The following is a 23,208-nucleotide window of genomic DNA, read 5'->3' on the forward strand; positions in this document are numbered from 1 at the left end:
CACCCGTTCGCCACTCGCCACCAGAGCAAGCTCCGTGCTGCCGTTCGACTTGCATGTGTAAGGCATGCCGCCAGCGTTCAATCTGAGCCAGGATCAAACTCTTCAGTTTAATCTCTGTTACTTTGCCGTTTTATTGGCACCGTCTTGCGACGGGTCGCTCACTCAAAAAACTGACAGGCTACTTCCGAAGAAGTATCCTATTTCATTATTTCTTGTGAACATTTGATATTTTAAGTTAGACGCCAATCCTAAGATTGACGCTGCACTGACATCAAATGCCCACACTTATCGACTGTTAATTGTTAAAGAACTGTATTCGGTACTGCTTTCGCGCTATCGACAAAGCGTTGTGTTTATCAGCTGCGAAGAAGGAAGAGTATGAAGCGTTTGCAGCATTTCGTCAACCTTCTTTTTTCTCGTCTCATTCAGCATTTGCATGCGTCGTTCAGCGAGGGGGCGAATTATAGCCCTGCCCCACATTCCCTGCAAGCGCTATTTATCGCCCCTCACCGCCCAGCAAGCCTGGCCTTCACTTCAAGCGCCTTTTTGTGCAGCCTGTCGCAATCGGCTGGCGTAGTTCGTGGTCTTTAGGCACAGTGGCAACATCAGACTCTGACGCTACGCAACAAGCGGTTAAACTTGCCCGCTGCGTCGATTAACTCTTGTATTTGAAAGTGCCCCCATGCTTCCGATTTCCAGCCTGCCCGAATTGTTGAAAACCATCCTCGCTTGGTTGCAACGGGCATTCGACGCGACGACGACCTGGGTCACCCAACTGTCCTGGTGGAAATTCTTCCTGTTCGCTGCGCTGGCCCTGATCGCCGGCTCCATTTTGCAAGATGAACTGTTTTCGTCCGGCCCGGACGAAGAAGTTGTCATCAAGTCGCATAAACGCAGCAGCAAGGGCTCGGGCGAAACCAATATCCTGATCGACGATACGGGCATCCATTTCAATCCCCGCAACAGCAAGAACCGGCGCAGCAGCGCGGCCGATGCAGCCAGCGATCCGGCCGACGCCGCCGAGGCGGACGCGCAAGCCAGTGCCGTGCCGCCGGCACCGCCTGAACCGCCGGCCGCCCCCGCCAAACCCAGCTATCCGGTGACCACCAATGCATCGGGCGAAGAAGTCCATATTGAATTGCCGCCGCAAATCGGCGAAGAGCTGTCAAATGCCATCGAAGAAGCCGTCGATGATGCAGCTGAACAAAAAGTGTCGCGCTATCACCAGCAAGCCTCGACCTGGTTCAAGAGCTTTGTCTCCTTGCTGGTGTTGGCCCTGTTCGCCATGAAAGCCCTGGTCGGCGGCAAGAAACGCGCGGAAGCGGAAACCGTCACGGCGAACGAAGCGGCCGAGCGCGAATCCATGCAGCGCCAGCTCAGCGAAGCGAAGATGCAGATGATGCAGGCGCAAGTCGAGCCGCACTTCCTGTTCAACACGCTTGCCTCCGTCGAACACCTGATCCAGGTTGATCCGCCGCGCGCGGCCAAGATGCAGCGCAGCCTGATTCAATATCTGCGCGCCGTGCTGCCGCAAATGCGCGACAACGCCCTGATTACCAACCTGGGCCGTGAAGCGGACATGGTGCAAGCGTATTTGAACCTGCTGAAAATGCGCATGGAAGAACGCCTGACCGTCGATTTCCAGATTCCCGATGGCCTGCGCAGCGCCGCCTTCCCGCCCATGATGCTGCAATCGATGGTGGAAAATGCCATCAAGCACGGCCTGGAAGTCAAACCGGAAGGCGGTACCCTGCGCATCGTGGCCGAAGTGGCGCACAGCAAATTGCGCGTGACGGTCACCGACGACGGCCTGGGCTTTGGCGTGGTGCCCAGCGATGGCACGGGCCTCGGTTTACCGACCATCCGCGAGCGTTTGAAACTGCTGCATGGCGACCAGGGCAGCCTGACCATTACGCCAAATCAACCGTCCGGCGTGTGCGCCGTGATCGAAGTGCCCTATCAATTGTCCAAATAAGACAGAGTAGTTGATAAAAACGCTAAATCATTGAATAATCAATCTTCGCCCGTTCACACTTGAGACTTATGCCTACCGCTATTATTGCCGACGACGAAAGACTGATGCGCGACCAGCTGCGCCTGCGCCTGGGCCAGGCCTGGCCTGAACTGGAAATCATCGGCGAAGCCAAGAATGGCGACGAAGCGATCGAACTGGTGGAACAACTCAAGCCCGACTTTGCCTTCCTCGATATCCGCATGCCGGGCAAGACGGGCATGGAAGCGGCGCAAGTAATCGGCAGCAAGACGCATATCGTCTTCGTCACGGCCTATGACAGCCACGCCGTCGAAGCTTTCGAGCGGGGCGCCGTCGACTACGTGCTCAAGCCGCCCGAGCACGAGCGCTTGCTGGTGACGGTGGAGCGCCTGAAAACGCACTTGAACAAGCCGGCCCTGGACGTCAACAGCAGCGTCACGGCCATGCTGTCGCAGCTGGCGGAAAAAATCACGGCCAAGCCCACGTATTTGCAATGGATACAGGCCAGCATCGGCCAGGACTTGCGCATGATTCCCGTGGAAGAGATCCTGTTCTTCCGTTCGGACGAGAAATACACGTGCGTGCAGACAGCCAAGTACGAGGCGCTGATCCGCAAACCCGTGCGCGACCTGGCTGAAGAGCTCGATCCTTCGCTGTTCTGGCAAATCCACCGCGCCACCCTCGTCAATGTGAATGCCATCGAAGGCGTGACGCGCGACATCCGCGGCCGCCACCTGGTCCTCATCAAAGGCAAGTCCGACAAGCTCGAAGTGAGCCGCAGCTTCCTGCACCTGTTCAAGCAAATGTAAGTCTCCGCCGCCCGGTCCAGGCCGGCGCGGCGCATGCCTCTCTTCTGCCCCCTTTCTGCGCCACATCAAACCGCGCCGCGCCAGCAGGCATAGGCTATATCAAGTCCCGCCCGTCATTCCTGCACTGCCTGCCTTCGCCCACGTTCGCAAGGAGACCCCAATGCCCGACCGAGGCAGTCCCGCGCTGCTGCGCATCTTGCCGCTGGGTATGGCGGCGGCGCTTTTGCTGTGCCTGTTTCCTCCACTGAAAGCCCGCCGGCAACAGCAGGCGCGCGGCCAGGCCATCATCGACAACGCCAGCGACGCCATCATCAGTATCGACAGCCGGCAAATCATCCTGCATGCGAACGCGGCGGCGGCCAGATTGTTCGACGACACGCCGGCCGCCATGTGCGGCATGCCCCTGGGCCACTACATCCTGCGCGACTTGCGTACCCTCGGCAGCCTGGGCACGCACGATGGCGATCCGCCGTTTGACGACATCAGCCTGGAGCTGCGCCTGACGGGCCGGCGCGCCACCGACTACACCTTGACGGGAAGGCGCAGCGATGGCGCCATGTTTCCCCTCGAAGGCTCGCTCTCGTCCATGCAGGAAGATGGCCAGAGCGTGTTTACCATCATCGTGCGCGACATCAGCGCGCGCCAGCAGATGCATGAACAGCTGGCCCGCTCCTTTTCGCAATTGCGTGAATTGTCGAGCGCGCTGCAAACCATCCGCGAAGAAGAACGCAAGCATATCGCGCGCGAACTGCATGATGACTTGGGGCAATTGCTCGCCACCTTGCGCGTCGACCTGACCCTCGTGCGCCAGCACACGGATACCACCGCGTCCCTGCAGGCGCTGCTGCACAGCATGGACGGCTTGCTGGTGACAGCCATCACCTCGCTGCGGCGCATCGCTAGCAACCTGCGTCCGCGCGCGCTCGATGAAGGGGGATTGTATTTTGCGCTACAAAAACTGCGCCACGACTTCCTGTTGCGCCGCGCCATCCATTTCGACTTGCTGGCCGACGAAGCCGACCTCGTGCTCGACGACGCGCGCAGCACGGCCATCTACCGCATCGTGCAGGAAGCGTTGACGAATATCGCGCGCCATGCCGAGGCCAGCCACATCACCATCGCCCTGCACCGCATCGATTCCTCGCTGGCGATCACCATCCAGGATGATGGCCGCGGCATTGCCGAACACGACCTGGAAAAAGCCACGGCACTTGGCTTGCTGGGCATGCGTGAACGGGTATGGGGCTTGAATGGCAATATCCATATCGGTACCGATAGCGAACTGGGCGGCACGCGCATCGAAATCTCGCTGCCCATGCATGCCGAGGCGGCCGCCGCGGCGATGCAATAAAAAAGGCGCCCGCAGGCGCCTTTGCTTCGTCACATCGAATGATGCTTAGAATTTGTGTGCCAGACCGATCTGGTACGAAGTCAGCGACTTGACGCGCTCGCGGCCAGCGTAAGCGTACACATCGGTGCGCTTCGACAGGTGGTAGTCGTAACCAACGCCGAATTCCTTGATGGTGTCCTGATCCTTGAACTTGTTGTTGCTTTGCTCTTGCTTGCCGTACGACACTTTGGCATCGCCACCGCCGACCGTGTAGTTCAGGCCGATCAGGTAGGACTTGAATTCGCCAGTCGTGGCAACCTTGGTGTCGCCTTTCGAATAGGCGGCCGTGATCTTCGCTGGGCCGAATTTATAGCCGCCACCGATGGACCACAGATCAGGCTTGGCGGCCGTTGCCGTCGCTTGCACGGCTTTTTCGTAGCCGGCGTGCAAGCTGATCGGGCCATTGTCGTAGGTTGCCAGGCCGATCACGCCTGCGTCAGCGCTGTTGACTTCGCTCAGCACGTATTGCAGGCTGCCCACGAAACCGTCAAAGCTTGGGCTGTTGTAGGTCACGGCATTGTTGACGCGCGACGTGCCGACGCCCGAACGCAGCAGGGTTTCATTGTTCTTGCCAACCACACCGTAGGTGTTGAATGGATCAACGCGGGCGATGGTGCCGTCGACCAGATTCTTGGTGCGGCCCAGGATGGCGGTACCAAACGCGCCTTTCAAGCCCACGTAGGCTTGACGGTCGAACAACACGCCTTTTTGCGCGCCGGTGTCAGCCAGGAATTCACTTTCCAGGTTGAAAATTGCGGACAGGCCGCCACCCAGATCTTCCGTACCCTTGAAACCGAGGCGCGAAGCATTGTTTTCGCGTTGTACCGTCGGCTGGCCAGTGGTCTTGGCAATACCGAGGTCAACCAGGCCGTACACGGTGACGTTCGATTGTGCTTGTGCCGTAGCTGCTGCGAAGGTGCCGATGATCAATGCTGCCAGAGTAATTTTTTTCACTTGAGATTCTCTACATTAGGTTGGACAAGAGTGGTGCTGCTTAGCTGCTGAACCGAATCATGCCCACCAAATACTTCAACAATATGACATCGACAAGATGTTGCTTTTTGGCACAACGTCATGTCAGATAAAAACAACAGACGAAAAAAAACCGCCCGGAGGCGGTTCATGCGGCAACAGCTTACTTCAGGCGGCAGCTCAGCAGCCAGTAGTATTCCAGGCGCTTCATGCGGATTTCGCGGGCCGAGTGGGCAAACTTCTTGCGCAGGTGGCTATCTGACGGGAAATTCTTCAGTACTTCATAGCGCTCGCCCGCGTCCGTCGTGCGGAACTGGTGGGTGTTGCCTTCCAGGTCGGTACGCGCGATCACGGTGCTGCTGCCATCGACATAGGAATTGTCGATCAGCACCAGCAGAATGTCCTTGCCCAGCTTGCTGCGCAATTGCTTCAGGTATTTATCCTGGTCTTCGCGCTTGACGTGCGACCACCAGAAACCGGCAAACACGGCCGTAAACTTGCCCAGCAAGTCATCGGGCAAGTTGAAGGCATCGAGCTTGGCGAAGGTGACGTTGTCGGGCAAGCCGCGCGATTGGGCCAGCGCCAGCATTTCATCGTTGATATCGGTGGCCAGCACGGAGTCGGCCGACTCGGCGACCACTTCCGTCCAGTAGCCGGTGCCGCAAGCCAGCTCCAGCACGGTGTGGCCTTCCAGCACGTCGGCGACCTTGTCGCGCAACACTTCCAGGTCTTCCTGGCGTTCGGGCTTGTCATAGACGCGCTCGTACTGCTGCGCGATGGTGGCGTAATATTTGGCAAGCTGATCGGTAATCATTGTTTCTTCTCTTCTTAAATAATCTTGGCCAGGCAACTCGCCCGGCCGGCTTCATGCATTGTTTATAGTTCGTAGTGCTCTTTATCACCGCTCATCGCCTGCTCGATGAGCTTGCGGTTCAGGGTCGGTGTCAGCAACTCGATAAAGGTATAGATATAGCTGCGCAAATACGCGCCCTGCTTGACGGCCACGCGCGACACATTCATGCCGAACAGATGGCCGACAGGAATGGCGCGCAAGCCTTTGTCGCGCTCGGCATCGAAGGCCATACCCGCTATGATACCAATCCCCATGCCCAACTCGACATAAGTCTTGATCACGTCCGCATCGATGGCTTCGAGCAAGATGTCCGGTTTCAAGCCGCGCAGCACGAAAGCGTGGTCGATCTTGTTGCGTCCGGCGAACGCGCTGTCATAGGTAATCAGGGGGAAAGCGGCGATTTCTTCCAGGGTCACGGACTTCGATTTGAGCAGCGGATGGTCGACGGGCACCACCACCACGTGCTCCCATTGATAGCATGGCAAGGTAATCAAGCCATCGATGGCGGCGATCGATTCCGTGGCGATGGCCAGGTCGGCCTGGTCGCGCTGCACCATCTCGGCGATCTGGCGCGGATTGCCTTGCAGCAAAGACAATCTGACCTTCGGGAACTTCAGCATGAAGGCTTGCACGACCTTGGGCAAAGTGTAGCGCGCCTGCGTATGCGTGGTGGCGATGGTAAAGCTGCCGCTGTCCTGCGCCGCGAATTCCTTGCCGATGCGCTTCATGCTGTCGATTTCCTGCATGATCAGCTCGACCGACTCCAGCACCAGGCGGCCCGGCTCCGTCAAGCCGCGGATGCGCTTGCCATGGCGCGTGAAAATATCCACGCCCAGCTCTTCCTCCAGCTCGATGATGGCTTTCGATACGCCAGGTTGCGACGTGAATAGGGCCTTGGCGGCATCCGTCAGGTTGTAATTCTGCCGGACCGCTTCGCGCACGAAGCGCAGTTGATGGAGATTCATTGCTGGTTTGCCCTAGATTGCCGTGATTTGCCGAGTTTCCGCCCCACCCATGATTTTGCGTTCATGCATATACGCATATCGCATATAAGCAAATGCGTACTTAGTAGTTTGGAATAAACACTAAGTTTATTACTATTGCGAGTACTTTGGGGGTGCAAGCATGACTTTGTCTTATATAGTCTCAGGATTTGCCGTAGGATTACTCGTAGGAATGACCGGCGTGGGCGGCGGCTCGCTGATGACGCCGCTGTTAACCCTGCTGTTTGGCGTGCCGCCTTCCGTGGCCGTCGGTACCGACCTGGCGTTCGCCTCGATCACCAAGAGCGCCGGCACCCTGACGCACCGCCTGCGCGGCACCATCCGCTGGGATATCGTCAAGCGCCTGTGCATCGGCGCCCTGCCCGCCGCCGTCCTCGCGACCCTGGCGCTCAAATCGTTCGGCACCCTGTCGCCGGAAATCGGCCAGATCATCCGCTACTCGATCGCCGGCTCCGTGCTGCTGACCGTCGTGGCACTGATTTTCAAGGGCCGCATGTTGGCCTGGATCAATGCGCACCCCGAGAAACAATTACAAGGAAACAAGCTTGCCGCTGCGACCATTATTGCCGGCGCCGTGCTGGGCGTGCTGGTGACGGTCTCGTCGATCGGCGCCGGCGCCATCGGCGCGACCCTGCTGGTGATGCTGTATCCACGCATGAGCTCGGCCGAAGTGGCGGGCACCGATATCGCCTATGCCGTGCCCCTGACGGCCATCGCCGCCCTGGGCCACTGGTGGCTCGGCTCCATCCACTGGGAATTGCTGGCCTCCTTGCTGGTCGGCTCCCTGCCCGGCATCACGCTCGGTTCCTGGGTCGCCCGCTCCGTGCCGGAAAAGTTTTTAAGAGTGCTGCTGGCGATGACCTTGACCGGCGTGGCAGTGAAGCTAATCTATTAATTACCGAACAAGTGACAAGAGCAGTATCAAGAACATAATCCCAGGCAATCTTCCAGCACCCCGGCTTTTTTAGGAATTGATATGTACCATTACGATCAGTACGACCACCTCATCATCAAAGAACGCATCGCCCAGTACCGAGACCAGGTTGCGCGCCGTATCGCCAATGAACTGACGGAAGAGGAATTCATTCCGCTGCGCCTGCAAAACGGCCTGTACATGCAACGCCACGCCTACATGCTGCGTATCGCCGTGCCGTACGGCTTGCTTTCGGCCAAGCAGATGCGCATGTTCGCGCACATCGCGCGCAAGTACGACCGCGGCTATGGCCACTTCACGACGCGCCAGAACATCCAGTTCAACTGGATCGAACTGGAACAAACTCCCGATATCCTGACGGACCTCGCTTCCGTGGAAATGCACGCGATCCAGACGTCCGGCAACTGTATCCGTAATACAACATCGGACCCGTTCGCCGGCGTCGCGGCCGATGAAATCATCGATCCGCGCCCGTACGCGGAAGTATTGCGCCAGTGGAGCACCTTCCACCCCGAGTTCATCGCCCTGCCGCGTAAATTCAAGGTCGCCATCAATGGCGCCGAGGAAGACCGCGCCGCCATCGCCGTGCACGACATCGGCTTGACGGCCGTGCGCAACGAAGCCGGCGAAGTGGGCTTCAAGGTCATGGCCGGCGGCGGCATGGGCCGCACGCCGATTTTGGGTAGCGTCGTGCGCGACTTCCTGCCGTGGCAGCATTTGCTGACGTATATCCAGGCGATCATGCGCGTGTACAACTTGCACGGCCGCCGCGACAACAAATACAAGGCGCGCATCAAGATTTTGCTGAAAGCCATCGGCGTCGAAGAATTCACGCGCCAGGTGGAAGCCGAGTGGGTCGACTTGAAGGATGGTCCGGAAACCCTGACGGCCGAGGAAATGCAGCGCGTGGCGGACTTCTTCAATCCGCCCGCCTACCAGGCCCTGCCGGAACTCGACTACAAAGCGGAACACGCGGACAACAAGGCCTATGTGAACTGGCTGGCGCGCAACGTCAAGCCGCACCAGCGCCCCGGCTACGTGGCCGTGGTGCTGTCCCTGAAGAAAACGGGCGTGCCGCCGGGCGACGCGACGGCCGAGCAGATCGATTTCGTGGCCGATCTGGCCGACCGCTACAGCTTTGGCGAACTGCGCGTGACGCACGAGCAAAACCTCGTGCTGGCCGACGTGGAACAGTCGAAACTGTTCACGCTGTGGCAGGAAGCCAAGGCGCATGGCCTGGCCACGCCGAACATCGGCTTGCTGACCGACATGATCTGCTGCCCTGGTGGCGACTTCTGCTCGCTGGCCAACGCCAAGTCGCTGCCGATCGCGGCCGCCATCGCGGAACGCTTCGACAGCATCGACTTCCAGCACGACATCGGCGAGATCGAACTGAACATTTCCGGCTGCATCAATGCCTGTGGCCACCATCACGTGGGCAGCATCGGCATCCTCGGCGTCGACAAGGATGGCAGCGAATGGTATCAAGTGTCGATAGGCGGCGCGCAAGGCAACAACGCGGCCATCGGCAAGATCATCGGGCCATCGTTCTCTTCCCTGCAGATGCCTGAAGTCATCGGCCGCCTGCTGCACGTCTACGTGCGCGACCGCCACGAAGGCGAGCGCTTCGTCGACACGGCACAGCGCCTGGGCCTGGCGCCGTTCAAGGAACACGTATATGCAACGCCGATCACGGTCGGCAACCTGGTGGGAGAAGACGAATATGTTTGAAGTACGCGAAGAAATCATCAAGAACGCCGCCGTGGTGCCGAATACCTGGGGCTTGCTGCGCCTCGATGAAAACGACACGCCGGAAACGGTCGTCGTGCCAGCCGGCAAGGTCATCGTGCCGCTGCTCGTATGGCAAGCCCAGCGCGAAACCCTGGCCGCTCGCCTGCCCGACATCGGCGTATGGCTGGCCAGCGACGAGCGCCCGGAAGAACTAGCGGCCGACATGGCGCAACTGCCCGTCATCGGCGTGGACTTCCCGAAATTCACGGATGGCCGCGGCTATTCCATCGCGTTCAACCTGCGCGCCCGCCTCGGTTTCCAAGGTGAATTGCGCGCGATTGGCGACGTGCTGCGCGACCAGCTGTTTTCCATGCACCGGGTCGGCTTCGACGCGTATGCGACACGCCCCGACCGCAGCATCCATGACGCCCTGAAAGGTTTATCGGTCTTTTCGGAAACCTACCAGGCGTCGTGGGATCAAAAATCGCCGCTGTTCCGCCGCCACCAGCGCGAAGGCCAGAATCCTGACCTCGACAACGCGGCCGGCATCTGAGAAAGCGAGCCATGAGCGACCTCTCTACTTTAATTGACGCCACCCAGCAAACGCTGACACGCATCGCCGCGGACTTTTCGCCGGCCGTGTTCGCCTCTAGCCTGGCAGCCGAAGACATGGTGCTGACCGACATGATACTCAAGGCGAAGCTGCCCATCGGCATCTTCTCCCTGGAAACAGGCCGGCTGCACCAGGAAACCCTGGCCGTGCTCGACAAGGTCAAGACCCGTTACGACCACGACATCACCTTGTACCGCCCGCAACCGGAAGCCGTGGCTGCCTACGTGGAACAGAACGGCCTGAACGCGTTCTACAACAGCGTCGAGATGCGCCGCGAATGCTGCCGCATCCGCAAGGTCGAGCCGCTGGGCCGCGCCCTGGCCGGCAACAAGGCCTGGGTCACGGGACAGCGCCGCGCCCAGTCCACCACGCGCGCCGAATTGCACGTGCAGGAAGACGACGCGGCCCACGCCATGACGAAATTCAATCCGCTGGCAGACTGGTCGGAAGAAGACGTGTGGGCCTACATCCGCGCCAACGACGTGCCGTACAACGCGCTGCATGACCAGGGTTACCCATCGATCGGCTGCGAACCGTGCACGCGCGCAGTGCAGCCGGGCGAAGATGTACGCGCCGGACGCTGGTGGTGGGAAAACCCCGACTCCAAGGAATGCGGCCTGCACATGGTGGACGGCAAACTGATACGCATCAAATCCGTGGCAGCCTGAACAGACACAACAGACTCAGCAGAACAAGAAAGCACCCATATGAGCAATATTTTGAACCAGCGTCACCTCGACAGCCTTGAATCGGAAGCCATCCACATCATGCGCGAAGTGGCGGCCGAATCGGCCAACCCTGCGCTGCTGTTTTCCGGCGGCAAGGATTCCGTCGTCCTGCTGCGCCTGGCCGAAAAAGCCTTCCGCCCAGGCAAGTTCCCGTTTCCCCTCGTGCATATCGACACGGGCCACAACTTCCCCGAAGTCATCACTTTCCGTGACAAGAAAGTGGCGGAACTGGGCGAGCGCCTGATCGTCGGCTCCGTGGAAGACTCGATCAAGCGCGGCACCGTGCGCCTGCGCAACCCGGCCACGGATTCGCGCAACGCGGCCCAAGCCGTTACCTTGCTGGAAACCATCGCCGAATACAAATTTGACGCCTGCATCGGCGGCGCCCGCCGCGACGAAGAAAAAGCCCGCGCCAAGGAACGCATCTTTTCGTTCCGCGACGAATTCGGCGCCTGGGACCCGAAAGCCCAGCGTCCGGAACTGTGGGATCTGTATAACACCCGCGTCCATCCCGGTGAAAACATGCGCGTCTTCCCGATCTCCAACTGGACCGAGCTGGACGTGTGGCAATACATCGCCCGCGAGCAACTGGAATTGCCGCCGATCTACTTCGCGCACGAGCGCCAGGTGATCCCGCGTAATGGCTTGCTGGTGCCGCTGACGGATCTGACGCCGCCGCGCGAAGGCGAGACGGTGGAAACGCAAGTCGTGCGCTTCCGCACGGTGGGCGATATCTCGTGCACCTGCCCTGTCTCGTCCGATGCGGCGACGGTCGACGCCATCATCGCCGAAACGGCAATCACGCAAATCACGGAGCGGGGCGCCACCCGCATGGATGACCAGACTTCCGAAGCCTCGATGGAAAAACGCAAGAAAGCAGGGTATTTCTAATGAACGCAGCAATCCAGAACACCAACCTCACCGACAGCCTGGAGCGCGGCATGCTGCGCTTCATCACGGCCGGTTCCGTCGATGACGGCAAGAGCACGCTGATCGGCCGTTTGCTGTTCGACAGCAAGGGCATCTTCGCCGACCAGCTCGACGCCATGTCGCGCTCCAAGCACAAGCGCACGGTGGGCGACACGGTCGACCTGTCGCTGCTGACGGACGGCCTGGAAGCGGAACGCGAGCAAGGCATCACCATCGATGTGGCATACCGTTACTTTGCCACGCCGAAACGCAAATTCATCATCGCCGACACGCCGGGCCACGAGCAATACACGCGCAACATGGTGACGGGCGCCTCCACGGCCGACGCCGTCATCATCCTGATCGACGTGTCGAAAGTGAAACTGGGCGACGACGGCAGCGTGGAATTGCTGATCCAGACCAAGCGCCACTCGACGATTGCCCATTTGCTGCAGATCGAACACGTGGTCGTGGCCGTCAACAAGATGGACCTCGTCGACTACGATGAAACGGTGTACAACCGCATCGTGGCCGCCTACCGCGAATTCGCCCAGTCGCTGGGCTTGAAGGACATCACGCCGATCCCGCTGTCGGCACTCACCGGCGACAACGTCGTCGAACGCGGCGACAAGCTGGGCTGGTACACGGGCCCGACCTTGATCGAGCTGCTCGAATCGCTGTCCGTCTACGACGAATCGCACGACACGCCCTTCCGCTTCCCGGTGCAGCTGGTGGCGCGCCACAACGGCCACGAAGCAAACGACTTCCGCGGCTACATGGGCCGCATCGAGGCGGGCAAGGTCAGCATCGGCGACACCCTCGTGGTGCAGCCATCGGGCCAGACGGCAACCGTCAAGGATATCGTCACCCTGGACGGCTCGCTGAGCACCGCCGTGGTGGGCCAGTCCGTGACCCTGCTGCTCAATGAATACCTCGACATCTCGCGCGGCGACTTGCTGGCGAGCAGCGAGCGCCCTGCCACACTGCTGAAACAAGTGGTGGCCGACGTGTGCTGGCTGTCGGAAGACGCGCTCGACTTGCGCCGCAAGTACTGGATCAAGCACGGCACCAAGCAGACGGCGGCCAAGGTGACGGCGATCGAATCGATCCTCGACATCAATACGCAGCAGCGCCATCCGGCCGAAGGCTTGAAGCTCAACGACATCGCCCGCATCAGCCTGAACGTGCAGCAAGCGCTGGCGGCCGACGCGTATGCCGATATCCGCGCCACCGGCGCCTTCATCCTGATCGATGAAGTCACCCACCAGACCGTCGCGGCCGGCATGGTTCGGCTCTAATCCCGTATCGTCCAGGAAAGGCAGCCACATGAACAGCTCCCCATCTCTCCCCGGCAAGGTCTACCTGATCGGCGCCGGGCCCGGCGCGCAAGACCTGATGACCTTGCGCGGCGCGCGCCTGCTGGCACAGGCGGACGTCGTGCTGCACGACGCACTGGTCACCGAAGAGATGCTGGAGCTGTGCCCGCAGGCGCAAAAGATTCTGGTCGGCAAGCGCTGCGGCCAGTTGTCGACGGCGCAGGCGTTCATCAACAAGCAACTGGTCGACAACGCGCGCAAGCACGCCGTCGTCGTGCGCCTGAAAGGGGGCGACCCCATGCTGTTCGGCCGCGCCGACGAGGAATTGCGCGCGCTGGAAGAAGCGGGCATCGCCGTCGAAGTGGTGCCCGGCATTACCACGGCCCTGGCGGCCGCGGCCGCTACACAGCAGCCGCTGACCAAACGGGGCGTGTCGCGCAGCGTCGCCTTCTTTACTTCCAGCACGGCGCCAGGCGAACCGGACCAGACGCGCATCCCCGACTGTGACACCCTGGTGCAATACATGGGTGGCCGCGAAGCCATCGCCACGGCCCAGCGCCTGCTGGCCCAGGGCCGCCGTGCCGACACCCCGGTGGTGGTGATTGAAAACTGCAGCCGCCCGGACCAGCGCATCGTGCGCCTGACGCTGGGCGCCCTGGCGCATGGTCTGGGCGACAACCACGGCCCCGTGCTGGTGATGCTGGGCGACGCCATGGCCGTGCGCGCGCACCAGGCCATCGAAGAAACGGCCGCCATTCTGGCGCGCCATGCTTGAATAAACACAGCGTATTTTACCGACTTTAAAGTCAGTAACCGACGTCTTCCGGGGAAACATGATACGATGCTCACGCATCTTTTCTCGAGAAGTTGTTGTGTGATAGCAATAAACTCACGCTTCACCCCGCCATAGCGCTTGCCATGCGGCCTCCCGGCTGACGGGAGCCCTGGCAATCTCCCCGAAAAAAGCTGCGCCCGCAGGCTGCAATACCGCGCCGCGCAACTTTAGCCTTACGATCACAGATGAATTTCAACTCCATGCGCGAAGCCCTGACTTCGCTCAGCCGCAGCAATGTCGGCGTCGCCAGCGCTGTGCTGTTAAGCATGCTCGCCTCCATCGCCCTGTGGACGGTGTTCCCGAATATCGACGACGAAAACCATTTGCTGGAATGGCTGCAGGCGCTGTTCCTGGCTCTCGCTTGCACCGTGCACGGCGTGCGCGCCTGGCAAGAGACTGACCGCCAGTCCTTGCGCTTCCTCATGCATGCAGGCCTGTGCGCGCTGCTGTTCGGCTTCCTGCTGCGCGAACTCGATATCGACCAGTTCGGCGCGGCGCCCTTCTGGGCGCAGCTGGAAAAAGCCCTGCGCGTGGTGGAGTTGCTGATCCTGATACGCCTGTTGATCTTCTTCGCGCCGCGCGCGCGCAAGGTGTTTGCCCATGCGGGCCTGATTTTCAGCATGCGCATCACCATCCTGACGGCCATCGGCGGCTTGCTGATGGCCGCCGGCTGGCCTTTCGACAAGAAGGTCTTCCATGGCATGCCCGACGCCTACGCGCTGCTGGGCGAGGAAGTCTTCGAACTGGGCGCCTATCTGCTGCTATTCCTCGCTTCGCTGTCCGACAGCACGGCCGCCGCCCGCATCAGCCTGGCGCCGAAGAAAAAAACGGCTTAAGCACTTTCAAATGAGGATGGCAGCGGCAGCAGCCGCTGCAAGGTAGCGGCCACGCGCAGCAGGCGCGGATCGTCATCGTCGGCCTCGTCGCAGGTATCGTTGATACAGAAAAACGGCAAGCTGCCGAATCGCGCGGCCAGCTCCTCGAGCTGCCGCGGCGCCGCCACATCGCCGCTGGCGATATGCAGCGGGTCGAGCATGCGCGAGCGCGCGAATCCCTGATGCACCATCCAGCGCGGCACCAGATCGGGCAGCAATGCCGGCACCTGCCACGAGCGGAACACCGTCGCGCGCACGCCGGCAAACATGGCCGGCGCCAGCCCTTCCAGTGCATGCAGCGCGCTTTTCAGCATGGGCCGCGGCGCATGCGCATACAGGCGCGGTTCATGCAGGTATTCCGCGTACTGCGCCGACAGCCATTGCCGCGACAACGTAGCGCAATTGACTGGCGCGGCCACGTCGGCGCGCAAGTCCTGCACGTCATCGTGCGGCGCGCTCTCCGTAAACACACTCAAACGCCCCTCCCCTTCCTCCCCGAACCAGAACGCGGTCTCGAACGGCGCGCCAAAAAATACGTCGTCGTTCAGATACAGGAAGCGTTCGGACAGGCCCGGAATATGGTGCAGATACGATTCGATATGGCCGGAGTCGAACACGGGCAGCGATGCACCGGGCATCAGGCTCGCATGGTCGATCACCGTCAGGCGCGGTGAAGCACGCAGCCAGTCGGGCACTTGCCGGTCCGTCAGCAGGTAGATATGGCCGTGGCCTGGGAAGAAACGCTCGAGCGCGCGCAGGTTGTAGCGCAGTTCGCCGTTGTCGCGGTAGCGCCCCGCCACGTTACCGTGCAGGGCCAGTTGGCCCGGATGCGCCTGCACCCAGGCGGCATAGGCGTGCTGCCGGCGCGCGCGCCAGGCGGGATCGGCGCCGTCTACCCACAGGTAGACGATGTCGATACCGCTCAAGGGATAGGGCTGGAGCCTGGCGCCGCCACGCAGTAATCGGCGATGGCGGCCAGCACACTGGCGTTCTCGCCGACCGCCTCGACCACCTTCAGGCGCAGTGCCGGATGCTGCTGGCGCAGTTCTTCCAGCAGCAGCGGCAGGTCGCGCAGCACATGCCCGCCCTGCCCCAGGAACACGGGCACCACGGTGACGTCCAGGATGGCGCCAGCGGGCAGCTCGGCCAGCAGGGTCGCCACCAGTTCGGGCAGGCGTGGCGTCATCAGTTCCAGGAAAGCCAGGTGCACGCAGGTATCGGGCATGCGCGCCTGTGTCAGGTCGCGCAGGCGCTCGAACGGTGCGGCCCACGATGCGGCGCGCGCGCCATGGGCAAACAAGATCAGTGCCTGTTTCACGTTCGTCTCCATCAGTGCCGCTCCACCCACCACAGGGCGCCCAGCGCCAGCAGCAGATACAGGGCGCTCGGCGCCACCGCCGTCAGGAAGGCCGGCCAGGTGCTGAGCAGACCAAGATGCGAGAACAGGGTGTTGACCAGCATGAAGCTCACGCCGATCATGATGCCAATGAAGATCTTCAAGCTGATGCCGCCGCTGCGCGTATGCATGTAGGCGAACGGCAGCGCCAGCGCCATCAGCACGAAAATGGCCAGCGGATCGATCAGCTTTTTCCAGAAGGCGATGCGGAAACGCTCCGTTTCCTGCTTGTTCTCGGCCAGGTGGCGCGTGTACACGGCCAGTTCGCTGGCCGACATGCGCTCGGGATCGGAGGCCGACACCGTCAGGATCTTCGGCGTCACTTCCGACGTCATGTCCTTGCTGGCGCTTTGCACCGTGCGCACCAAGCTCGTTTCCTGCCCATAGTAGTTCGCCAGCTTCGGCTCGAAGCCTGGCGCGGTGGCTGCGCTGTTCGAGAACGAGGTTTCCGTCACATCGGTCAGGCGCCAGATATTACTGCCCTGATACGTCGCGCCCTTGGCCACGGTCAGGGTGCGCAAGCGCATATCGGTGTCGAACTCATACAGCTTGACGTTTTTCAGCTGGCCGTCCGGGCGCGCTTCGCCCACATTGAAAAAACGCGAGCCGGTGACGGTGCCCGTCAAGCCATCGCTCTTGACCATGTCCTTGGTCCACAGGCCAGAGCGAAACTCGCTCGACACGGCCGCGCCGCGCGAGGTCAGCTTGAGGCGCTCGGCCAGCGGCTCCGTGCGCGGCGTGATCAACTCGCCGAAGATGAAGGTGATGACGACGAAGACGATACCGATGCGGAACAGGAAACCGGCCGCCATCGCCGTCGACATGCTCGAAGCGCGCATGATGGTGAATTCGGAACTGGCGGCAAACTGCGCCATCGTGTAGATGGTGCCGATCAGCGCCGCGATGGGCATCACCTCGTACACGTGCCCCGGCACCAGCACCAGCACATACAGGAAGGCATACTGGATGGTGTAGCCGTTGCGGCCCACCTTGGGCAGCTCGCCCGTCAGGTCGATGAAGGCTTGCAGTGCCAAAAAGGCCAGCAGCACGAACAGCACCGCCTGGAATATCGAGACCGCAAAATAGCGCTGTAAAATCTTCATTTCGGTGCCGCTTTACTTGTATTGCCGGCGCGGCGCGCGCGCTTGAAAGCCGCCAGCAGGACCAGCGGATGATAGCGGTGGTTCACATTCAGGCGCCACGCAAACAGCACCACCACGGCCAGCGCCGCCAGCAGGTGCAGCGGCCACCAGGCCAGGCCGAAGGTCATGCGGCCCTGTTTCACGCTCGCTTCGATGACCTTGATCAGGTTGCTGTACGTAAAGAAAATCAGCAGCGCGATGATCAGATTGGTCGAACTGCCGGCGCGCGGATTGACAAAACCCAGCGGAATGGCCAGCAGGATCAGCATCAGGCCGATCAGGGGCGCGCTGACCCGCCACAGCAATTCGGCCATGGTGAACTGGTTGTTCGCCTCGACCAGCGCCATGGTGCTCATGGCGCGCACGCCCAGGTCCGCGCCCATCTCCTGCTGCTTGCTCTCGATGCGCATGATGTACTGTTCGAATTCCATGGTCTGGAAGTCCGCCTGCGTCGGCACGCCCTGGTAGCGGCGGCCGCTCTTGAGCACGAGGAAGCGTTCGCCCTTGGCGTCGGTATTGATCACGCCTTCCCTGGCGACGACGACGACGGCGCTGCCCTTTTCATCGACGGTATTGACGAAGACGTTCTGCACCACGTTCTTCTCGCCGCTGACGCCCTCGACAAAGAAGATACGGTTGCTGCCGGCCGATTCGCGGAACTGGCCCGGCGTGACTTTCTGCAGATCCTCGCGCTTTTCAAAGCGCGCCACATATTCATCGCTTTTCTTTTGCGCCCATGGCGTGGCGTACAGGCTCAGGACGCCGGTGGCCAGCACCAGCGGCAAGCCGAAGCTGAGCACGGGCCAGATCCAGCGCGACAGGCTCAGGCCGGAGGCGAACCACACCACCATCTCCGACTCCTTGTAGCTGCGGGTGACGACCATCAGCACCGAAATGAATCCGGTGAGGATGATGATGGTGGGCAGCTGCATCAGGGCGGAAAAAACCATCAGGGACATGACGTCGGATGACGCGATCTTGCCGCCCGCCGCCTTGCCGAGAATACCGATCAGCATCCAGGTGAGCAGGATGCTGAACAAAACTGTGAAGGTGGCCCCGGCGGCACTAGCCAATTCACGTCGAAGGGCGCGTTGAAAGATCATTCGGAGTTTATAATTCGGGTCAGTTAGTTGAGTAACACGTTACTAGTAAATGAAAACGGAGAACCAAATGGACTTTAGCATAAAAGCATTCGATACCAAGAGCACCCTCGGCACGGCCAAAAGCGGATGCATCGCGGTTGCGGTATTCGAAAACAAAAAACTGTCGCCAGCGGCAAAATCGCTGGACAGCAAGGGTGCGATTTCGGCTGCGCTGAAGTCCGGCGACATCAGCGGCAAGCCTGGCAGCACCTTGCTGCTGCGCGCAGTCGATGGCGTCGCCGCCGAACGTGTTCTGCTGGTAGGCATGGGCAGCGATGATACTGTCAGCGAAAAAAGCTTCACAACCGGCGTACAAGCCGCACTGAAGGCCTTCGGCTCGCTGGGCACTGCGGACGCCATTATCGCATTACCGCTGGCTGAAGTGAAAGAGCGCGACGTAAATTGGGCAATCCGTTGCGTGGTGCAAGCCGCCCACGACAGCGAATACCGCTGCGACTCGCAAAAAAGCAAAAAAGATCCGGCACCAGCAGGCGTGCGCAAGATCGTCCTGGCCGCTCCCGCAACAGCAGCGACGCGCGGCGCGCTGGCGCAAGCCATCGCCATCGCCAACGGTTCCGACCTGACGCGCAACTTGGGCGACCTGCCGGCGAACATCGCCAACCCGACCTACCTGGCCAACACGGCCAAGCAGCTGGCCAAGGATTACAAGTTCGAAGTCGAAGTGCTGGACCGCAAACAGCTCGAAGCGCTGAAGATGGGCAGCTTCCTGTCCGTCACCAACGGCAGCGAGCAGCCGCCGAAATTCATCGTCCTGAAGCACATGGGCGGCAAGGCCAAGGATGCGCCAGTGGTCCTCGTCGGCAAAGGCATCACCTTCGACACGGGCGGCATTTCGATCAAGGCCGGTCCTGGCATGGATGAAATGAAGTACGACATGTGCGGCGCCGCTTCGGTGCTGGGCACCTTCCGCGCCATCGGCGAAATGAACCTGAAGCTGAACGTCATCGGCGTCATCGCCGCGTGCGAAAACATGCCGTCGGGCCGCGCCACCAAGCCGGGCGACATCGTCACCTCCATGAACGGCCTGACCATCGAAGTGCTGAACACGGATGCCGAAGGCCGTCTGGTGCTGTGCGACGCGCTGACCTACGCCGAACGCTTCAAGCCGGCAGCCGTCGTCGATATCGCCACCCTGACGGGCGCTTGCGTCGTGGCCCTGGGCCACCACAACAGCGGCCTGTTTACGCGCAGCGATGCGGCGCATGACCAGCTGGCCAATGAATTGCTGGCAGCGGGTAAGCAATCGAGCGACACGGCATGGCGCATGCCGATCGAAGAGGCGTACAACGAGCAGCTGAAGTCGAACTTCGCCGACCTGGCCAACATCGGCACGCCAGGCGGCGGTTCGGTGACGGCAGCGGCCTTCCTGGAAAACTTCACCAAGAAGTACACCTGGGCGCATCTGGACATCGCCGGCACGGCATGGAAATCGGGCGGCGCAAAAGGCGCGACCGGCCGTCCAGTTCCACTCTTGACGATGTTCCTGATCAACCGCGTGTAAGTTGACGCCTTGCCGGCAGCGCCCTGCGCTACCGGCGTCGCGAAGCAGCCGCCATGGTCACTGACCCTGGCGGCTTTTTTTCGTGTGTATGAATCAGTAGACGACGGAATTGGGCAACGGCGATGGCGCCACCTTGGGCTGCACCACCGTTTCCGGCACGGCGGGCGGCGGTTTCACGGCGACGGGCGCGGGCGGCGGTGCCAGGCGCGACGGGTCTTGCATGACGATGGTCAAAATAGATGGGTAGTCGAAGCCGGCGCCCGTGTTGCGGTCGACGAAATAGCCGACGCCCAGGGTCAGGATGACATTGCCCCAGACGCTGCCATTGAGCTTGGGATCGATATGGTCATCCGTCGCGATGGCGGGAGAGCCATGCTTGCGGCAATCGACCTTCAACGGTTCCTGGCTCTTGCGGATGGTGATGCGTCCGGGCGTGGTGACGAACCACTTGCCCACGTCGTTGCTGAGGATGCAGCCGGCGCCCGTCAGCTCGCGGTTGTCCTGGATGGTTTGCACCAGCACCATCTGCTCGGTGTTGCCCGTCAACGTGGCGCAGCCGCCCAGGCCAAACAGCAGCAGCGTCCTGGCGGCAAGGGCTGCAGACGATGGCATGCGCATGGGTAGCTCGCTTAACGGACGGGAATCGGCTGGTCGCCGGGCACGGCGACGGCGGTGACGCTGTTCTTCGGACTGCCCTCGATCAGGCGGTCGGAATACACGAGGTAGACGAGCGCATTGCGCTTGCTGTCGACCATGCGTACGACGCGCACGTGCTTGAAGAAGATCGAGGCACGCTCGGTAAACACTTCTTCCTGGCGCGGCAGCTTGCCCTTGAATTGCAGCGGCCCCACCTGGCGGCAAGCCACGGACGCATCGGCCTTGTCTTCGGCCAGGCCGACGGCACCCTTCAGCCCCCCGGTCTTGGCGCGCGACAGATAGCAGCTGACGCCGGCAACGCGCGGATCGTCATACGCTTCGACGACGATCTTGTGGTCAGGGCCGATCAGCTTGAACACCGTGTCGACCGAACCGATGGTTTCGGCATGTGCCGCGGCGCAGGCAAAGCCCAGCACCAAAGCGGCAGGCAGCAATTTACGCATGAAGAAAATCCCGGGCACGCACGCGGGCGGCCATCAGTTGATGGGAGCGAAACGCTGAACCATGACGCCTTCGACTTCGATCAGTTGAAAGAACACGTCTTTCGGCCGGGTCCAGATGGAACCATCCTCGGCGCGATAGACGATCATCGGCGTCAGATCCGCTTCCAGCGTGGCTTCGCACACCAGTTCGTAAATGCCGCCCTTGTAGTGCCGATAACGCATCGCCGTCCCCTCAAGCCGTTGAATCTTCGCTCTTGTCGTCGGCCAGCGCCTTCTGCTTCTGCTTCAGGCCCTGGATCACTTTCAGTATGCCTTCCATGCCGGCCGCGCCATCGGCGCCGCTGAAGGCGTCGAGCACCTCATTGAGCACCTTGTTGCGCACGGTCGCTTCATCGGAGGACATTTCCAGCGCGCGCTGGGCTTTCGCCGCCTTTTCGGCCGCGCTCACGCGCGGCTTGGCAGCCGTCTTGCCATGCGTCAGAGCTGCCTGCCAGATAACCCAGCGGCGCTGGGTCTCGAAAATCAGGTACTCATCCGGTTTGTCTTCTCTTCGCCGCACAATGTGGCCGTCACGCTGCGCCCACGCTTCAAATGCAGTTCGCATTTTCTTCCTTTGCAAATGCTACGCGCAAGTCTCACTATTAAAACTGCAACATTTCAAAATAGTACCATCTATTGATGTCGCAAAACAGTCTCATAGATACAGTACTGCAATTTATATAACAAGTCTGGCGGCGCCAGGGATGGAATTGACACTCCGTCCCCGGCACAGTGGTCATGTAATCGGAATAGCAATTACAACTAATTACAACTGCTTCCTGTTCGGTTCTTAACTGGGCTGTAACAAAGCTGTATGACACAGTTGTTACATTGTGCCATTTTAGTAGTTTTTATTGCGTTTTAGCGAGAAACTTTACACCTTTGTCGCGCTAAACAGCGAGACGCAGCCTGCCACGCCAGCCACTTATGCCAAATCAAACATAGGGGTTGATCAATGATACACAAAAACATAATATTCATGCGCCACGATTGGTTAAATACAAATACTTTATTGGCACCCCTTTTTTCCTGCTAGTAAATAAAGCCCATGCCCGGTAAGCGGGGCAGGACGCCATCGACACGCATGCGGTAAGATTCGCGCCTATCGCCACCTATTCAAGCAAGGATTTTTCCCATGAAACTCGCCACCTGGAACGTCAACTCGCTCAAAGTGCGCCTGCCGCAAGTGCTGCAATGGCTGACCGACAACCCGATCGACATACTGTGCTTGCAAGAAACCAAGCTCACGGATGACAAGTTCCCCGTCGCCGAGATCGAGGCGGCCGGCTACCAGGTGGTCTTCAGCGGCCAGAAAACCTACAACGGCGTGGCCATCCTGTCGAAGCTGCCGATCACCGACGTGGTCAAGAACAACCCCCGCTATGAAGATGCGCAGCAGCGCATCCTGGCCGCCACCATCGGCGGGGTGCGCGTCGTTTGCGCCTACGTGCCGAACGGCCAGAGCGTCGACTCGGACAAATACGAATATAAGCTGGGCTGGCTGTCCGCCCTGCACGACTGGCTGGCCGAAGAAGCGCTGCAGCACCCGCAGCTGGCCGTCGTCGGCGACTACAATATCGCGCCCGACGACCGCGACGTGCACGACCCTGTCGCCTGGGCTGGCCAGGTACTGGTCTCGGACAAGGAACGCGCCGCCCTGCAGCGCCTGTTCGACATCGGTCTGACGGACGCTTTCCGCCTGTTCGAACAGGCGGACAAATCGTTCAGCTGGTGGGATTACCGCCAGCTGGGCTTCCGCCTGAACAAGGGCCTGCGCATCGACCATATTTTGCTCTCGCCCGCCCTGGCTGGCCGCTGCAAGGCTTGCGTGATCGACCGCGTGCCCCGCAAGTGGGAACAGCCGTCCGACCACGCGCCGGTCGTCGCCACTATCGACTGACCGAT

Annotated in this window: 23 protein-coding genes, 1 rRNA gene and 1 pseudogene; 13 read left to right on the forward strand and 12 right to left on the reverse strand. The window is 60.7% G+C overall.

Annotated features, from left to right (window positions below; translation table 11 throughout):
• Nucleotides 1-109: ribosomal RNA gene (locus tag AC54AG_RS11600) — 16S ribosomal RNA — on the reverse strand; the annotation flags it as partial.
• A 573-nt stretch (nt 110-682) separates the two neighbouring features.
• Here AC54AG_RS11600 and AC54AG_RS11605 point away from each other — a divergent pair.
• From AC54AG_RS11605 to AC54AG_RS11615, 3 genes are all read left to right on the forward strand, one after another.
• Nucleotides 683-1,975, forward strand: a complete 1,293-nt coding sequence (locus tag AC54AG_RS11605) for a sensor histidine kinase (RefSeq protein ID WP_072454519.1) — start codon at nt 683-685, stop codon at nt 1,973-1,975.
• 68 nt (nt 1,976-2,043) lie between these two features.
• Nucleotides 2,044-2,802, forward strand: a complete 759-nt coding sequence (locus AC54AG_RS11610; protein WP_034751497.1) for a LytR/AlgR family response regulator transcription factor — start codon at nt 2,044-2,046, stop codon at nt 2,800-2,802.
• Between the two features lie 160 nt (nt 2,803-2,962).
• On the forward strand, nt 2,963-4,153 hold the full coding sequence (locus AC54AG_RS11615) for a PAS domain-containing sensor histidine kinase (RefSeq protein ID WP_034751500.1): 1,191 nt from the start codon (nt 2,963-2,965) through the stop codon (nt 4,151-4,153).
• 45 nt (nt 4,154-4,198) lie between these two features.
• On the opposite strand, the gene AC54AG_RS11620 is transcribed toward AC54AG_RS11615, so the two are convergent.
• The 3 genes from AC54AG_RS11620 to AC54AG_RS11630 form a co-directional block, all read right to left on the reverse strand.
• Nucleotides 4,199-5,146: a porin gene (locus AC54AG_RS11620; RefSeq protein ID WP_051991189.1), complete on the reverse strand. Its 948-nt coding sequence runs from the start codon at nt 5,144-5,146 to the stop codon at nt 4,199-4,201.
• Between the two features lie 181 nt (nt 5,147-5,327).
• Entirely contained in the window at nt 5,328-5,978 is a 651-nt protein-coding gene (locus AC54AG_RS11625) for a class I SAM-dependent methyltransferase (RefSeq protein ID WP_338681292.1), read from the reverse strand.
• A gap of 62 nt (nt 5,979-6,040) precedes the next feature.
• On the reverse strand, nt 6,041-6,982 hold the full coding sequence (locus AC54AG_RS11630) for a CysB family HTH-type transcriptional regulator (protein ID WP_034751505.1): 942 nt from the start codon (nt 6,980-6,982) through the stop codon (nt 6,041-6,043).
• Between the two features lie 160 nt (nt 6,983-7,142).
• On the opposite strand from AC54AG_RS11630, the gene AC54AG_RS11635 reads away from it, so the two are divergent.
• The 8 genes and pseudogenes from AC54AG_RS11635 (at nt 7,143) to AC54AG_RS11670 (ending at nt 14,923) form a co-directional block, all read left to right on the forward strand.
• Nucleotides 7,143-7,916: a sulfite exporter TauE/SafE family protein gene (locus AC54AG_RS11635; RefSeq protein ID WP_058049636.1), complete on the forward strand. Its 774-nt coding sequence runs from the start codon at nt 7,143-7,145 to the stop codon at nt 7,914-7,916.
• An 81-nt stretch (nt 7,917-7,997) separates the two neighbouring features.
• Entirely contained in the window at nt 7,998-9,686 is a 1,689-nt protein-coding gene (locus AC54AG_RS11640; RefSeq protein WP_034751511.1) for a nitrite/sulfite reductase, read from the forward strand.
• Nucleotides 9,679-10,239: a DUF934 domain-containing protein gene (locus AC54AG_RS11645; protein ID WP_456131694.1), complete on the forward strand. Its 561-nt coding sequence runs from the start codon at nt 9,679-9,681 to the stop codon at nt 10,237-10,239. Before AC54AG_RS11640 ends, AC54AG_RS11645 begins: the two co-directional genes overlap by 8 nt.
• Before the next feature lie 11 nt (nt 10,240-10,250).
• Nucleotides 10,251-10,967 (forward strand): phosphoadenylyl-sulfate reductase, encoded by a 717-nt coding sequence (locus tag AC54AG_RS11650; RefSeq protein WP_070303816.1) that lies wholly within the window; start codon nt 10,251-10,253, stop codon nt 10,965-10,967.
• Between the two features lie 33 nt (nt 10,968-11,000).
• Nucleotides 11,001-11,918 (forward strand): annotated as a pseudogene (gene cysD / locus AC54AG_RS11655) (sulfate adenylyltransferase subunit CysD); the annotation flags it as partial.
• On the forward strand, nt 11,918-13,234 hold the full coding sequence (locus AC54AG_RS11660; RefSeq protein WP_070303818.1) for a sulfate adenylyltransferase subunit 1: 1,317 nt from the start codon (nt 11,918-11,920) through the stop codon (nt 13,232-13,234). The pseudogene cysD and the gene AC54AG_RS11660, both read left to right, overlap by 1 nt.
• 28 nt (nt 13,235-13,262) lie before the next feature.
• On the forward strand, nt 13,263-14,027 hold the full coding sequence (cobA, locus tag AC54AG_RS11665) for a uroporphyrinogen-III C-methyltransferase (protein WP_070303820.1): 765 nt from the start codon (nt 13,263-13,265) through the stop codon (nt 14,025-14,027).
• A gap of 245 nt (nt 14,028-14,272) precedes the next feature.
• Nucleotides 14,273-14,923, forward strand: a complete 651-nt coding sequence (locus tag AC54AG_RS11670; RefSeq protein WP_034751525.1) for a hypothetical protein — start codon at nt 14,273-14,275, stop codon at nt 14,921-14,923.
• On the opposite strand, the gene AC54AG_RS11675 is transcribed toward AC54AG_RS11670, so the two are convergent.
• Genes AC54AG_RS11675 through lptF form a run of 4 tightly spaced genes read right to left on the reverse strand, consistent with a single transcriptional unit; the run spans nt 14,920 to nt 18,603 of the window.
• The gene (locus tag AC54AG_RS11675) at nt 14,920-15,888 is read right to left on the reverse strand and encodes a stealth family protein (protein ID WP_496630402.1); all 969 of its coding nucleotides are present in this window, start codon (nt 15,886-15,888) and stop codon (nt 14,920-14,922) included. The two genes, AC54AG_RS11670 and AC54AG_RS11675, sit on opposite strands and share 4 nt — an antisense overlap.
• Nucleotides 15,885-16,292 carry a sirohydrochlorin chelatase gene (locus AC54AG_RS11680; protein ID WP_496630403.1) on the reverse strand — a complete coding sequence of 136 codons (408 nt, stop codon included), beginning with the start codon at nt 16,290-16,292 and terminating at the stop codon, nt 15,885-15,887. Before AC54AG_RS11680 ends, AC54AG_RS11675 begins: the two co-directional genes overlap by 4 nt.
• Entirely contained in the window at nt 16,292-17,461 is a 1,170-nt protein-coding gene (gene lptG, locus AC54AG_RS11685; protein WP_496630404.1) for an LPS export ABC transporter permease LptG, read from the reverse strand. Before lptG ends, AC54AG_RS11680 begins: the two co-directional genes overlap by 1 nt.
• Nucleotides 17,458-18,603 (reverse strand): LPS export ABC transporter permease LptF, encoded by a 1,146-nt coding sequence (gene lptF / locus AC54AG_RS11690; RefSeq protein ID WP_034751537.1) that lies wholly within the window; start codon nt 18,601-18,603, stop codon nt 17,458-17,460. Before lptF ends, lptG begins: the two co-directional genes overlap by 4 nt.
• A gap of 67 nt (nt 18,604-18,670) precedes the next feature.
• Between lptF and AC54AG_RS11695 the strand changes: the two genes are divergently transcribed.
• On the forward strand, nt 18,671-20,164 hold the full coding sequence (locus AC54AG_RS11695) for a leucyl aminopeptidase (protein WP_496630405.1): 1,494 nt from the start codon (nt 18,671-18,673) through the stop codon (nt 20,162-20,164).
• A 93-nt stretch (nt 20,165-20,257) separates the two neighbouring features.
• On the opposite strand, the gene AC54AG_RS11700 is transcribed toward AC54AG_RS11695, so the two are convergent.
• The 4 genes from AC54AG_RS11700 to AC54AG_RS11715 are packed head-to-tail and all read right to left on the reverse strand — an operon-like array spanning nt 20,258 to nt 21,868.
• Nucleotides 20,258-20,776: a hypothetical protein gene (locus tag AC54AG_RS11700; RefSeq protein WP_496630406.1), complete on the reverse strand. Its 519-nt coding sequence runs from the start codon at nt 20,774-20,776 to the stop codon at nt 20,258-20,260.
• A gap of 17 nt (nt 20,777-20,793) precedes the next feature.
• On the reverse strand, nt 20,794-21,264 hold the full coding sequence (locus tag AC54AG_RS11705) for a CreA family protein (RefSeq protein WP_034751542.1): 471 nt from the start codon (nt 21,262-21,264) through the stop codon (nt 20,794-20,796).
• Between the two features lie 33 nt (nt 21,265-21,297).
• Nucleotides 21,298-21,486, reverse strand: coding sequence for a DUF1653 domain-containing protein (locus AC54AG_RS11710; protein ID WP_034751545.1), 189 nt, complete (start codon nt 21,484-21,486; stop codon nt 21,298-21,300).
• Nucleotides 21,487-21,496: 10 nt separating this feature from the next.
• The gene (locus AC54AG_RS11715) at nt 21,497-21,868 is read right to left on the reverse strand and encodes a phiTE_015 family protein (RefSeq protein WP_034751548.1); all 372 of its coding nucleotides are present in this window, start codon (nt 21,866-21,868) and stop codon (nt 21,497-21,499) included.
• Nucleotides 21,869-22,438: 570 nt separating this feature from the next.
• Between AC54AG_RS11715 and xth the strand changes: the two genes are divergently transcribed.
• Nucleotides 22,439-23,203 carry an exodeoxyribonuclease III gene (gene xth, locus AC54AG_RS11720; RefSeq protein WP_496630408.1) on the forward strand — a complete coding sequence of 255 codons (765 nt, stop codon included), beginning with the start codon at nt 22,439-22,441 and terminating at the stop codon, nt 23,201-23,203.
• Nucleotides 23,204-23,208: the final 5 nt, after the last annotated feature.

The sequence above is a fragment of the Janthinobacterium sp. BCJ23 genome, from assembly GCF_059617945.1.

Excerpts from the sequence above, each read along its gene's own strand:
- lptG (WP_496630404.1), bottom strand. The coding sequence starts at position 17,461 with ATGAAGATTTTACAGCGCTATTTTGCGGTCTCGATATTCCAGGCGGTG.
- AC54AG_RS11700 (WP_496630406.1), bottom strand. The coding sequence starts at position 20,776 with ATGCCATCGTCTGCAGCCCTTGCCGCCAGGACGCTGCTGCTGTTTGGC.
- AC54AG_RS11680 (WP_496630403.1), bottom strand. The coding sequence starts at position 16,292 with ATGGAGACGAACGTGAAACAGGCACTGATCTTGTTTGCCCATGGCGCG.
- AC54AG_RS11715 (WP_034751548.1), bottom strand. The coding sequence starts at position 21,868 with ATGCGAACTGCATTTGAAGCGTGGGCGCAGCGTGACGGCCACATTGTG.
- AC54AG_RS11635 (WP_058049636.1), top strand. The coding sequence starts at position 7,143 with ATGACTTTGTCTTATATAGTCTCAGGATTTGCCGTAGGATTACTCGTA.
- AC54AG_RS11650 (WP_070303816.1), top strand. The coding sequence starts at position 10,251 with ATGAGCGACCTCTCTACTTTAATTGACGCCACCCAGCAAACGCTGACA.
- AC54AG_RS11625 (WP_338681292.1), bottom strand. The coding sequence starts at position 5,978 with ATGATTACCGATCAGCTTGCCAAATATTACGCCACCATCGCGCAGCAG.
- AC54AG_RS11605 (WP_072454519.1), top strand. The coding sequence starts at position 683 with ATGCTTCCGATTTCCAGCCTGCCCGAATTGTTGAAAACCATCCTCGCT.
- AC54AG_RS11645 (WP_456131694.1), top strand. The coding sequence starts at position 9,679 with ATGTTTGAAGTACGCGAAGAAATCATCAAGAACGCCGCCGTGGTGCCG.
- AC54AG_RS11660 (WP_070303818.1), top strand. The coding sequence starts at position 11,918 with ATGAACGCAGCAATCCAGAACACCAACCTCACCGACAGCCTGGAGCGC.
- cobA (WP_070303820.1), top strand. The coding sequence starts at position 13,263 with ATGAACAGCTCCCCATCTCTCCCCGGCAAGGTCTACCTGATCGGCGCC.
- AC54AG_RS11610 (WP_034751497.1), top strand. The coding sequence starts at position 2,044 with ATGCCTACCGCTATTATTGCCGACGACGAAAGACTGATGCGCGACCAG.
- AC54AG_RS11705 (WP_034751542.1), bottom strand. The coding sequence starts at position 21,264 with ATGCGTAAATTGCTGCCTGCCGCTTTGGTGCTGGGCTTTGCCTGCGCC.
- AC54AG_RS11670 (WP_034751525.1), top strand. The coding sequence starts at position 14,273 with ATGAATTTCAACTCCATGCGCGAAGCCCTGACTTCGCTCAGCCGCAGC.
- xth (WP_496630408.1), top strand. The coding sequence starts at position 22,439 with ATGAAACTCGCCACCTGGAACGTCAACTCGCTCAAAGTGCGCCTGCCG.
- AC54AG_RS11640 (WP_034751511.1), top strand. The coding sequence starts at position 7,998 with ATGTACCATTACGATCAGTACGACCACCTCATCATCAAAGAACGCATC.
- AC54AG_RS11695 (WP_496630405.1), top strand. The coding sequence starts at position 18,671 with ATGGACTTTAGCATAAAAGCATTCGATACCAAGAGCACCCTCGGCACG.
- AC54AG_RS11710 (WP_034751545.1), bottom strand. The coding sequence starts at position 21,486 with ATGCGTTATCGGCACTACAAGGGCGGCATTTACGAACTGGTGTGCGAA.
- AC54AG_RS11630 (WP_034751505.1), bottom strand. The coding sequence starts at position 6,982 with ATGAATCTCCATCAACTGCGCTTCGTGCGCGAAGCGGTCCGGCAGAAT.
- AC54AG_RS11615 (WP_034751500.1), top strand. The coding sequence starts at position 2,963 with ATGCCCGACCGAGGCAGTCCCGCGCTGCTGCGCATCTTGCCGCTGGGT.
- lptF (WP_034751537.1), bottom strand. The coding sequence starts at position 18,603 with ATGATCTTTCAACGCGCCCTTCGACGTGAATTGGCTAGTGCCGCCGGG.